General features: G+C 70.8%; 7 protein-coding genes. 6 read left to right on the top strand and 1 reads right to left on the bottom strand.

Annotated elements, in window-relative coordinates; genetic code table 11:
* Window positions 1-90 precede the first annotated feature (90 nt).
* From NY1_RS31455 to NY1_RS31450, 3 genes are all read left to right on the top strand, one after another.
* Window positions 91-1,179 carry an isochorismate synthase gene (locus NY1_RS31455; protein ID WP_067720764.1) on the top strand — a complete coding sequence of 363 codons (1,089 nt, stop codon included), beginning with the start codon at window positions 91-93 and terminating at the stop codon, window positions 1,177-1,179.
* A 380-nt stretch (window positions 1,180-1,559) separates the two neighbouring features.
* Entirely contained in the window at window positions 1,560-1,730 is a 171-nt protein-coding gene (locus NY1_RS42265) for a DUF2613 domain-containing protein (RefSeq protein WP_084535691.1), read from the top strand.
* A 1-nt stretch (window position 1,731) separates the two neighbouring features.
* On the top strand, window positions 1,732-6,252 hold the full coding sequence (locus tag NY1_RS31450) for an alpha-(1->3)-arabinofuranosyltransferase domain-containing protein (protein ID WP_439956054.1): 4,521 nt from the start codon (window positions 1,732-1,734) through the stop codon (window positions 6,250-6,252).
* 1 nt (window position 6,253) lies between these two features.
* Here the strand turns inward: NY1_RS31450 and NY1_RS31445 are convergent, their stop codons facing one another.
* Complete coding sequence (locus NY1_RS31445; protein WP_084535714.1) at window positions 6,254-7,507, bottom strand: acyltransferase family protein; 1,254 nt, start codon at window positions 7,505-7,507, stop codon at window positions 6,254-6,256.
* 189 nt (window positions 7,508-7,696) lie between these two features.
* On the opposite strand from NY1_RS31445, the gene pgfA reads away from it, so the two are divergent.
* The 3 genes from pgfA to NY1_RS31425 all read left to right on the top strand — a co-directional run bounded on the left by pgfA (window position 7,697) and on the right by NY1_RS31425 (window position 12,485).
* Window positions 7,697-8,869, top strand: coding sequence for a cell envelope lipid trafficking protein PgfA (gene pgfA / locus NY1_RS31440; protein ID WP_067720763.1), 1,173 nt, complete (start codon window positions 7,697-7,699; stop codon window positions 8,867-8,869).
* Window positions 8,870-9,086: 217 nt separating this feature from the next.
* The gene (locus tag NY1_RS44830; RefSeq protein WP_233434577.1) at window positions 9,087-10,484 is read left to right on the top strand and encodes a polysaccharide biosynthesis protein; all 1,398 of its coding nucleotides are present in this window, start codon (window positions 9,087-9,089) and stop codon (window positions 10,482-10,484) included.
* 9 nt (window positions 10,485-10,493) lie between these two features.
* Window positions 10,494-12,485: an MmpA family trehalose lipid delivery protein gene (locus tag NY1_RS31425; RefSeq protein ID WP_067720762.1), complete on the top strand. Its 1,992-nt coding sequence runs from the start codon at window positions 10,494-10,496 to the stop codon at window positions 12,483-12,485.
* Window positions 12,486-12,550: the final 65 nt, after the last annotated feature.

Genomic DNA, 12,550 nt, shown 5'->3' with positions numbered 1-12,550 from the left:
GATCGCTGGTCGGACGGGCCGCGGGCGGGTGCTGAGAGATGCGTCGCTCCCCTGCCGCCACCCCCGCGGGACCGGACTAGGGTCGGAAATATGGACGGTTTTCTGCTCGCGACACCCGACGGTGTCGTACGCACCAGCGGCACGCGACGCGCGTTCGACAGCGTGGCCGGTGCGAGCGCGGCGCTGCGGGACGGAACCGCCGAACTGATCGTCGGCGCACTCCCCTTCGACCCGGCCCGCCCCGCCGCCCTGCGCGCACCCGCCACAGCCCTCCACACCGCCGGACCCTGGCGGCCCACCGCGCTCCCGGCCCTGCCGGAAGTCCGCATCGTCACCGAGATCCCCAGTGCCGCAGAGCATGTCGCGCGCGTGACGAAACTGGTCGAACAACTCTCCGACCCGGGCCGGCCGCTGCGCAAAGTGGTGGCCGCCCGCTCCCTGCTCGCCACCGCCGACGCGCCCCTGGACCCGGAACTGATCGCCGCGCATCTGATCACCCGGCATCCGCGCGCCAACGTCTTCGCCGTCGACCTCACCCCCGCCGGCCGCCCCGGTGAAACCCTGCTCGGCGCCACCCCCGAAGTCCTGGTCGCCCGGCACGGCACCGCCGTCACCCTGCGCCCCCTGGCCGGCACCCTCCCGCGCCTCGCCGACCCCGCCGCCGATGCCGCCCAAGCGCGAGAACTCTTGGCCAGCACCAAGAATCAGGACGAGCACGCGTATGTGATCGAGTGGATCCGCGAACGCCTCGACCCCGTCTGCGACCTCGTCATCCCCGACGGCCCCGAACTCCTGCAAACCCCCGAGGTCTGGCACCTGGCCACCCCCATCACCGGCACCCTCCGCGACCCCTCGATCACCGCCCTCGACCTCGCGGTCCTCCTGCACCCCACCCCCGCGATCTGCGGCACCCCCACCGACCTCGCGCTGGAACTCATCACCGATCAAGAAGGCGACCGCGGCTTCTACAGCGGCGCCGTCGGCTGGTGCGACGACCACGGCGACGGCGAATGGGTGGTAGCCATTCGCTGCGCCGAACTCTCCGCCGACGGCCTGACCCTGCGCGCCTTCGGCGGCGGCGGCATCGTCGCGGCGTCCGATCCCCACACCGAACTCGTGGAGACCACGGCCAAACTCCGCACCTTCTTCAACGGCTTGAATTGCGCGGTGCCGGAGTAGCTCCGAGGGGATCCCGGCCGAAAGCACACCGGGATGACGAGGGGTGAGGTGCGCCCGCCGGATCGGCGCCGGAGCAGCGGCCGAATACCGCGGAGTTCGGCGAGCAACCCGGCCACTCTCAGCGCGGAGTTCGACGGACGAACGACCATCTCGCTTCGAGGTTCGGCGGGCAATCCACAGCCCTTTCGCCCCGGCGTTCGGGCAGGTCCCCTTCCCCCGATCGGGGGTTCGGGGGCTTGCCCCCGAGACTCTTCCCCAGGGAGTTCGGGGGGCGCAGCCCCTGGGAGTTTCGAGAGTTGATCGAACTCCTGTCGGCCGATCGGTGATCGACCTGCTAGGTTGGCCGAGTTACGCATGCGTCCGATGTTGGGAGTACCGCGATGAAGTTTGCCGTTCCTGGTGCAGCGAGTGCTGTCGGTGGAGCCCTGGTCGGGCTGGCGGCGGTCCTGGTCATCACGATGGCGGCCTCGCAGGACACGCGCCCCGACATCGATCGCAGTGGCGACTCTTCCTCGTCGCTGCTGAACAACGTTGAGTACGGCGCCCGCTGACCTGACTTCGAGCGACACCGCGACCGGTCCCGACGCGGACCGGTCCTCGGAGATCGCACCGCTGGGCCGCCGCTGGCTGCTCGGGACCATCCTCGCCGCATTCCTGCTGACCTTTCTGCAGGCGCCGGGGCGCACGGTCGCCGACACCAAATACGACCTGGCACAGAATCCGCTCGGATTCCTCGCGCGCGCCTCGCACCTGTGGAGCAGCCAGGCCCCGATGGGCCAGGTGCAGAACCAGGCTTACGGATACTTCTTCCCGCACGGCGCGTTCTTCTCCCTCGGGCACGTCCTGGGCCTGCCCGCCTGGATGATCCAGCGCGTCTGGTGGGCGCTGCTGCTGCTCGCCGGTTTCTGGGGCATCGTCCGGCTGGCCGAAACCCTCGGCATCGGCAGCCGCGGGTCCCGGATCATCGCCGCCACCGCTTTCGCGCTCTCCCCGCGCGTTCTCACCACCCTCGGCTCCATCTCCTCCGAGACGTTGCCGATGATGCTCGCGCCCTGGGTGCTGCTGGCCCCCGCCGCGCTGGGCGTCGCACTGCGCTCGGCCGGCCCGCATGACCCCCACGACGCGGCCGCCGCCACGCCCCCACCCGCGACAGGGAACCGGTGGCGGCGGGCCCTCGCACGATGCCGCAGTAGCTTCCTCGTCGCCGGTACCGGGCGCGCGGGCGCGGCCTCCCCCGCCGGCAGTGCGCTGGCGCTCGCCCTGATGGGTTCGGTGAACGCGGTCGCCACGGCCGCCGCGTTCCTGCCCGCCGCACTGTGGTGGGCGTCGTACCGGCCGAACCGCGCCTGGTGGAAGTTCACCCGCGCCTGGATTCCGCTGCTGGTGCTGGCCACCTGCTGGTGGGTGGTGCCATTGCTGTTGCTGGGCAAGGTGAGTCCGCCGTTCCTGGACTACATCGAATCCTCCGGCGTCACCACGCAGTGGGCGTCGCTGGGCGAGGTGCTGCGCGGCACCGACAGCTGGACGCCGTTCGTCTCGCCGGAGCGCATCGCGGGCGCGGTGCTGGTCACCCAGCCCGCCGCGGTGCTGGCCACCGGCATGCTGGCCGCCGCGGGCATGGCCGGATTGGCCATGCGCGCCATGCCCGGTCGCGGCCGGCTGGTGCTGATCCTGTGCGTCGGCCTGGTCGGCATCTGCGCCGGCTACGCGGGCCAGCTGGGCGGGCCGTTCGCCGAACAAGTGCGCATGTTCCTGGACTCCGGGGGCGCGCCGCTGCGCAATGTGCACAAGCTGGAACCGCTCATCCGACTACCCCTGGTGCTGGGCCTGGCGCATCTGCTGGGCCGGGTGCCGCTGCCCGCCGCGGTGCCGATGCCGGTGTGGCGCAGGGCTTTCGCGCATCCCGAACGCGATCGCATGGTGGCGCTGGGCGCGCTCATCCTCACCGCGCTGGCGCTGTCCACCTCGCTGGCCTGGACCGGCAAGCTCGCCCCGCGCGGGGATTACGACAAGGTGCCGGGGTACTGGCAGCAGACGGCGGATTGGCTGGAACGCAACGCCTCCGATACCCGTGCGCTGGTGGTGCCGGGCGCGCCGTTCGGCAGCCAGGTCTGGGGGCTGACCCGCGACGAACCGCTACAGGCGCTCGCGAGTACTCCTTGGGCCGTGCGGGATTCGATCCCGCTCAATCCGCCGGGCGCCATTCGCGCCATGGATTCGGTGCAGCGGCTCATCGCCGACGGCCGCCCCTCCACCGGCCTCGCGCCGACCCTCGCCGCCCAAGGCATCGGAATCCTGGTGCTACGCAACGACCTCGACCCCGACACCGCCCGCTCGACCCGGCCCATGCTCGCCCACCGCGCGATCGAGGGCTCGCCCGGCCTGGTGAAGGTCACCGAATTCGGCGAACCGTCCGAACCCCGCAAGGTGGACGGCCTCGTCGCGGACGGCGACCTGCGCCCGTCCTACCCCGCGATCGAGATCTACCGGGTGGAGGCCGCCACGCCCGGCACAGCCGTCGATAACGCGGCAGGCATCGGCGGGCACCAATCCGACAGCGGGAGCACATCCCATCCGGGCCGGGAGCGCGCCGGTGACGGAGGCGCGGTCGGTGTGCGGAGCGGAGCCGGTGCGCCGGAATCGTTCCCCGGGGCCTACACGGTGCCGTTGAGCGGGGTGCCCGTGGTGCAGGGCGGTCCGGAAGTGCTGGAACGGTTGCGGCGCAATGGTTCCAGCGATTCGGTGCTGCTGGCGGCCGATGCCGCGCGGGCCGGGCTGCCGGTGCGGGGCGTGACGGTCACCGATACGCCGATGGATCGGGAGACCGATTTCGGGCGGGTGGACAACCACAATTCGGCGCTGCGGGCAGCCACGGACGCACGGCGCACGCACAACCTGGTTCCCGATTACGCCGTGCCGGGTACGCCGCCGGTGGAGGGCGAATGGTCGGGGGCGACCGTGACGGCGTCCGGGTCGGCCGCCGACGCCACGCAGATCGGCGGGGCCGCACCGGGGAATTCGACCGCCGCCGCCTTCGACGGTGATCCGGCCACCGCGTGGATCAGCAATGGCGCGGAACACGCCGTAGGGCAATGGCTTCGGCTGGATCTGGATCAGCCGGTGAACAGCGCCGTACTGAAGATCACGACCAGCGCGGCGGCCATCGGCTCGCCGGTGAAGTGGCTGGAGGTGGCGACGTCCAAGGGCACGGTGTCGGCGCGGATCACCGAACCCGGTGCGCCGGTGAACGTCTCGCTGCCGCCCGGCCGCACCGAATGGATCAAGATCACCGCAGCGCGCACCGAAGACGGCAGTGCCGGTGGGCAATTCGGCATCAGCGAGCTGACCCTGGACGATTACGCGGACCGGGAGCATCCGGTGCGCGTCGATATCCGGCATCGCACCGTGCTGCCCGCGGCCCCGGCCGGCGCGCAGGTGGACGGCTGGGATCTGGGGCAGGAATTCCCCGGGCGCAGTGCGTGTTTCGATGCTCCCGACCGGGTGCGATGCAGTAAGGCGCTGGCGCTGTCGGCCGAGGAGCCGGGCGTTTTCCAGCGCACCCTGACCGTCCAGCAGCCGATCACGGTCGGCGCGGAACTCACCGTCCACACCCGGCCCGGGCCCGCCCTGGCGAACCTGCTCACCGATCGCGACCGCCCCGTCGCGCGCGGTCAGTCCGATGTCGGCGATCCGCGCGGCTCCGCCTTCGCCGCCACCGACGGGGATCCGCGCACCAGCTGGATCGCGCCGGAGACCTCGGTGCGCAATCCCACCGGCGCGAAACCGACCCTGGTCATCGATCTGCCCGAGCCGACGCTGGTCACCGGGCTGGAGGTGCTGCCGTCCCGGGGCGACCTGCCCGCGCACGCGAGCGCTGTCGCGGTGAATCTCGGCAACGGTCCGCAGGTGCGCGAGATCGATCCGGAGGCCACCGGGGCGACCCGGCTCGAACTGGAACCGTTCGTCACCGACCGCATCGAGCTGAGCATCAATTCCTGGAAGCCCGTACTCGACCAGACCGCACTGGGTTTCGCGGCCGAGCAGCCGCCGGGCCTGGCCGAGGTGAACGTGCTCGGCCCGGACTATCCGGCGCCCGCCGATCCGAACCGGCTGCTCACCGTCGACTGCGACAACGGCCCGACCATCGCCGCGGCGGGACGCACCCTGCACACCACGGTCACCGGCACCGCCGCCGAATTCCTGTCCGGCGCACCGCTGCCCGCCAAGGTGTGCGCGGTGACCGAGGACTCCGCCTCGGGTGCAAGCGATTCCGAACCGGTGACGCGGGCGATCGGCGACCCGGCCGACGCGGGCTTCGACCTGCTCGGCGGCCGCGTGGATGTCACCGTCGCAGCGACCAGCCTGTTCACGGTCGATGAGCTGGCGCTGACGCGAACCGGTGCGGGGGCCGCACCAGCGGAGCCGGCGATCGACGGCGGCCGCACGGACGGAACGCTCACGCCCGCAGCCGATCGCAACGCGGTGTCGGCCCCGGCCGGTACCCGGGTGCTCGTCCTACCCCTGAGCACCAATGTCGGCTGGCAGGCGCGGACCGCCGACGGGACCGAACTGCAGCCGATCGTGATCGACGGCTGGCAGCAGGCATGGCTGCTCCCGCCGGACGCGAAAGGACCGGTCACCGTGTCCTTCCCGGCCGACCGCTGGTATCGCTTCGCCATCTTCGGCGGCCTGCTGCTGCTGATTCCCTTGGCGGTGATCGCATTCCGCAGCGCGCGCCGGCCGCGGCCGGACAACGGGCCCGCACCGCGCACCTGGCGCAGCCGGACCGTCGGCGCGATCGGTCTCGCCGCCGCCACCGGACTCATCTGCGGCCCGGCCGGAATCGCGCTCACCGCACTGGGATTGATAGCCGACCGCTATTTGCTCCGCCGTCATCCGACCCTGCTGGTGTGGGTCGCGGGGCTCGGCACGGCGGTCTGCGCGGCCGCCCTCTCGACCGGTCCCTGGCGATCGCTCGATGGTTACCTGGGCGGTTCGCTGTGGGTGCAGTTCCCGGCCCTGGTCGCGATCGTCGCCGTCGGCATCGCCGCGCTGCCGTCCCGCGAGCGCTGATTCAGCCGAACCGGCGGCGGGTCCACACCCGCACGGGCTCCTCGATCAATGCGAACGAAGCCGCCGCCAGCGGCAGCGTGAAGGCGACCGTCAGCAGGTACACGATCACGAAATTGCCCCGGAACGGGACGATGCCGAACACCGGGAAGATGATCGACAACACCACCAGGTGCCAGATGAAAACGCCGTACGACCAGCGGCCCATGGTCGCCGCCACCCGGCTCTCCAGCCAGCGGTGCCGGACCTCGGGCCGCAGCACCAGCGGGGCGATCAAACTGAACGCGATGACCACGCCGAGCGCCATCTTGGTCACGTACTGCCAGGGCTGACCGTGGGTGAGCCCGCGCGGCCCGGCGAGTTCGGTGGTGGCGAAGACCATCGCCAGCGCCGCCGTCGACCACATGAGCCGGCGCTTGCCCGCGATACGCCGCCAGCGCGGCGCCTCCAGCAGCGAAAGCTCGGCCAGCAGCATGCCGACCGCGAACCAGGGCAGATAGCCGGGCAGCCAATTGTCGGCGTGGATGCCCTCTTTGGTCGGGACGGGCAGGAAGTTCCAGGCCAGGAACAGCAAGCCGAAGCCCAGCACCACCGGTACCCGCAGGCGAGCGCGCGGCCCGCGCAGCCAGGCGAGCGCGAACGCCAGCAGCGGCAGCAAAAGATAGAAGGCCACCTCCACCGACAGACTCCACATCTGGGTGAGGCCGTCGGTGAGGGTGTAGGGCACGAAGACCTGCAGCAGACCGAGATTCGATACCCACACCCGCAGGCCGGCGGTGTGCGCGGCGCTGGGCAGCATGATCAGCACCACGCACACCACCAGCCAGTAGGCGGGCAGGATGCGGGCGGCGCGATGCAGCAGGTAGCGCCCGGCGCGGGGTACGGTGCCGAGTCCCCACGCGGCGAGGGCGTGCGGCCGCCAGAGCAGGAAACCCGAGAGCGCGAAGAACACCGCGACCGCCATATCGAAGCGCTCCCACAGCGGGCCGAGAATCGGCTGGGCGGTGGCGCCGGTCTGGAAGGCCACGTGGGTGAGCACGACGCCGAGGGCCGCCAGGGCGCGCATGCCTTCGAGCGCGGGCACGAAACCACCGGACCGGTTCGGCGCAACGGCACCCGATGTCGTCGCCGTTCCCGATCGCTCATCGATAGCGCGCGCGTCCGGTCCGGGCCCCGCGGCCGCCGCCGCGATCCCGGCGCCCGGCGTCGGTTCTACCGGCGGCGCGGGGTCGGAATCGGGGCGGGCGGTGGTCGTCATCGCGGTCCAGTTTGCCTTGTAGCCCCCAACCGTGAGCATTCCGTGTTTGACTAACGACCGTTTCGCGATGTTTTCCTGCCTCGGCGAGTGGCATGACGGCCCTGGACTGTTAGTGTCGGGGCTCACGAGTGCTGTGCGGCGACCGCAGTACTCATCGGAACGACCTGTTCGACGACGAGGAGAACTTGCATGGCACTGAGTGCCGGTACCAGAAGGACGGTGGCCTGCCTGCTCGTAGGGCTGGGTGCGATGCTGCTCGTCGCCGCGATCATGATCCCCACCTATACGGTGAGTCGGCTCGCGAAGACCCCCCTCGACCTGGAGATCACCACCGTAGCGACCAATGCCGAGGGCAAGCCCAGCGAGGTGCTGGACTCCAAGTCGCTCACCGGGCCCGGGTCGGCGAAGGTGGATCAGAACGTCTCGCTGGTCTCGCAGCGTTTCCTCACCGTCGAGAACCCCTCCGATGCCAGCGAAATGACGGTTCAGGCCGGTCAGACGCTGCGCCGCATCGACAAGCAGGGCGACACCGGCCTGCTGACCGCGAGCATCGACCGCGTCACCATCGACCGTAAGACCGGTATGCCGGTGGATTCGGTGGACGGCGGCCCCAACGGCTCCGTCGCCGTCACCGTCGACAAGCAGGGCCAGTCGGTGATGGACGCGGTGCAGCACACCGGTCTGCAGTACCGCTTCCCGCTCGACACCGAGAAGAAGACGTACCCGTACTTCGACCTCAACGTGCGCAAGACCTTCGACATCAACTTCGTCGAAGAGACCGAGATCAACAACCTGAAGGTCTACCACTTCCAGCAGACCGTCCCGGTCACCGATCTCTCCACCGTCGCGAACACGGTCACCAACAAGCTGTCCCTGCCGGCCGAGAAGTGGGGCGTCGAGGGCGGCGAAACCCCGGTCACCATGACCCGCTTCTACACCAACACCCGTGACCTGTGGGTCGAGCCGCAGACCGGCACCGTGATCAAGGGCCAGGAGCAGCTCAGCCAGTACTACGCGCGCAGCGCCGACAAGCCCGAGGTGACGGTGCTCAAGTCGACCCTCGCGTTCGACGAGAACACCATCGAATCGCAGATCTCGGTGGCCAAGGAGAACATCGACAAGCTGTCGCTGTACGGCCGCACCCTGCCGATCGTCCTCGGCGTCGTGGGCGCCATCGCCCTGATCGCCGGCCTGGTCTTCGGCTTCCTCGGCGGCTCCGGATCCGGCCCGGCCCCCGCCCGCCGCGTCCCCGGCCGCGGCCCGGCCCCCGCCGGCCCCGCGCCGACCCGCACCGACAACCTGGCCGACGCCCCCACCCAGCAGATCGACATCAGCGGCATCGACCTCGACAAGAAGTCCTAGCCCGCTTCGATAAGCCGAGCGGCCCCGCACCAATGGTGCGGGGCCGCTGTCGTTTTCGCGGGCGGCAACGACGCGGGTCGCGGGCAGACCTCGGCTGAGAGTTGGGCCGAGGGGTGCGCTGCGGGGGCGGCGGGGGGTGGGTGGGAGCATTGCAGGCGTGTCCGTTGTACGCCGTCTGCCTGTGGTTGCGGACCTCACCCTGGTGACCGCGGGGGCTATGACGGCGAATGTGGCGGGGTATCTGCTGCAATTGCTGGCCAGCCGGTGGTTGGGGGTTTCCGGGTACAGCCCGTTCGCGAGTCTGCTGGCGGTGCAGTTGCTGTGCGCGGTGCCGGCGTTGGCGCTGCAGAACGTGGTCGCGAGAGAGGTTGTGCTGGGTGCGCCCGTTGCGGCGGCGCGGCGGCTGGCGTGGCAGTGCGCTGCTCTGGTGGCGGTGGTCGCGGTGCCGCTCATACCGATCGTGAGCGCTGTCCTGAAGGTGAGCGTGGCGGCTGCCGCGGGGGCCTTGATCGCCGCGCCCGTGCTGGTCCTGCTGTCCGGCGAGCAGGGAATCCTGCAGGGCCGTAGCCGATTCCGTGGCCTCGCCTGGGTACTCGGCGGCGCGGGAATCGCCCGCGTGACTCCGGCTATCGCCGTGCTGGCGGTCGGCGGCGGCACCACCGCCGCGTTGTGGGCCGCAGCGGCAGGTATCGCGGTCGCGGCAGTCGGCGCGCGCCGCATCGACGACTTCACGGAGCGCGCCGCAAGCGCCGCCGGGGCTCCGCCTGCGGCACCGGATTTCGGTCAGCGTGCGACGCCGGATCTCGGTGCGGATGTCCACGAGATCGAAAGCCACGGCAAGGCAGGCGAAGGCGCCGACGAACTCCCGGCCACCGCTTCCGCTCCGGGCCGCGTCCGACGATATTCCGGCACCGGCCCTTTCGGGCGGCGGATCGACTCCGGCGCGGTCCGGTCCGGTTCCGGGGGTGGCGGGGCGGGCGGGTATGCGGCGGAGGTGCTGCCGGTTTTTCGGGCGGCGCAGGTGCAGGCGGCGTTGATGGCTTTGTCGTCGGCGGATTTGATCGTGTCGCGGATTGTGCTGGGCGAGGACGATGCCGGGCGTTATGCGCTGGGGGCGATCGCGGCGAAGATCGCTTTCTGGTTGCCGCAGGCGGTCGGGGTGGTGCTCTATCCGCGGATGGCGCAGCCGCGGCATTCGGCGCGGGCGGTGCGGTCGGCGCTGGCGGTGCTCACCGGGATCGGGGCGCTGGCGGTCGCGGGGGCGGCGGTGGCCGCGCCATTGGCTCCGTTGTTCGCCGGGCAGGATTACGCGCCCATTCAAGGGTTGCTGTGGTTGTTCGCGCTGAACGGCGCATTGCTCGCGGTATTGCAGGGCGCGCTGTTGTCCGCGATCGCCGCCGACCGGACCGCTCCCGCCGCGATCACCTGGATCGGGCTCGCGGTCGGCGTCACCGTCATGCTGACCTGCGCCCACTCGGTCACCAGTCTGATCGTCATCGCCACCGCGACCTCGGCCGTGACGACTCTCGTCATCGCCGCCCTGGTACTCCGCACCGCCCGCGCCGACGACGAAACCCCTTCCAGCGTCCCCGATCCCGGCCCCGCCGGAACATAGGGTGCCGGTGTGAACGCGGCCCCCGCCCGGCGCTGGACCAGCCTGATCCCAGCCGGATACAGCCTGGCCCTGGCCCTGCTCGTCCTGGGCCCGCTGCTCGCCCCCGGCTACCTCCTGCTCCGCGACGCCGTCAGCACCCCGCGCTCCTACCTCACCGACTCGGCTCTCGGCCTGGGCGACGCCGCCCCGCGCGCCGTCCCCCAGGACGCCCTGATCGCCACCCTCTCCAGCGTGATCGACGGCGGCCTCCTGGTGAAAGCCATTCTGCTGGCCGCACTCTGGATGAGCGGCTGGGGCGCGGCCCGCCTGTCCCGCGAACTCCTCGGCGTATCCCTGGCCCCCCAACTCGTGGCCGCCACCCTCGCCATCTGGAACCCCTACATAGCCGAACGCCTCCTCCAAGGCCACTGGAGCCTCCTCACCGGCTACGCCGCCCTCCCCTGGATCGCCCTGCTGGCCAACCGTTTACGTACGCCGCGACCCGGCGTAGCGAGCGCCCCCGCAGCCGGTTGGTGGATGTGGGCGTCACTGGGCGGATTACTGGCGGCAGCCGGGCTCACGCCGACCGGTTCCTTGCTGGCGGGCTGCGTGGCCCTGCTGCTGGTCGGTCGGCGCAATCTGGTTCCGGCGCTGGGATTGTGGCTGCTGACGTCGGCGCCCTGGCTGGTAGCGACCGCGCTGGCGGGCGGCGGAGCCGAGACCTCGGATCCGGCAGGGGTGGCGGCGTTCGCGGCGCGGGCCGAACCGTGGCTGGGGACGCTGGGGAGCTTGGCCGGATTGGGCGGGATCTGGAACAGCACCGCCGTGCCAGGTTCTCGCACAACATTTTTCGCGGCGATCGGAACCCTGCTCCTGCTGACGCTGGTCGCCACCGGCATGCGCGCGACGCTCGGAGCTGCGGGCGACCGGGTGCGCTCGGATGTGGGCGACGCGGGTTCGAGTACGCTGCCGCGTTCCGAAGCCGGTAGCACCACGGTCTCGTCGGAGGTGACGCCGGGAAGCGTCGGGGCGATTGCCGCGCGGGGGGCCCGTGATTCGGGCCGGTATGCGCGGCGGGTGCTCGTGGGGCTCGCCGTGGTCGCGGTGGTCTGGCCCGCGCTCGGCGCGACCGGGTGGGGGCTGGCCGTCGGTGAGTTCCTGGTGGCGAATGTGCCCGGGGCCGGGCTGTTCCGGGATTCGCAGAAGTTCGTGGCGCTGGCGATGCCCGGGTATGTGCTGTGTGCGGCGGCCGGGTGTCAGGTTGTCGCGGAGTGGATTTCAGCGCGTCGCGGTCAGTCGGCACGGGCTGCGGCGGGCTCCGATGCTGTCGCCGAGGGGCGCGCGGCGGCGGGATCGCGGACGGACCTGCATGTTCGGACCGGCGGTGTGGCCGCGGTTTTCATTGTTTTGTTGTTGATCGCGCTGCCGGATTTGGCGTGGGGTGTGGGCGGGAAGTTGCGGCCTGTGCATTATCCGGCGGGGTGGGCGCGGGTGGCCGAAATGGTTGATGCGCCCGGGGATGTGGCGGTGCTGCCGGGTGGGATGTTCCGGAAGTTCCGGTATTCGGGGTCGGCTCCGGTGCTGGATCCGGCGCCGCGGATGGTGCGGCGGGATGTGCTGCAGACCGGGGAGTTGCCGGTGGCGGGCGGGTCGGTGGCCGGGGAAGGGGTGCGAGCGCGGGCGGCGGAGCAGGTTTTGCTGCGGGGTGGGTCCGCCGCGCGGCTGGGTGAGCTCGGCGTGGGGTGGGTGCTGGTGGAGGGCGGCACTCCGGGGCCCGTCGGCGATTCGAAAACTACGCTGGATCAGCTGATTCCGGTGTATGCGGATCGGGATCTGCGGCTTTACAAAGTGCCGGGCGTCATCGCAGATCATGATGCTTCGGCCAGAGATCGCCGGATCTCCGGTGCGGCGCATGTGCTGTGGGCCGTCCTGCTGTTCGGCGGAATCATCGCTGCCGCATGGCATTCGATGAGCGCGCGGGTCAATCGCGCGGGAACCCCACGGCGAATCCGATCGCGATGATGACGATGCTGACTGCCGCGATGACGGCGATTATCCACATGGATAGGAGCGTACGAGCGGCGGGA

The organism is Nocardia yamanashiensis NBRC 100130 (assembly GCF_001613325.1).
Lineage (GTDB): Bacteria > Actinomycetota > Actinomycetes > Mycobacteriales > Mycobacteriaceae > Nocardia > Nocardia yamanashiensis.
The sequence above is the reverse complement of the archived record's forward strand: the minus strand, read 5'-3'. Positions and strand labels throughout refer to the sequence as shown.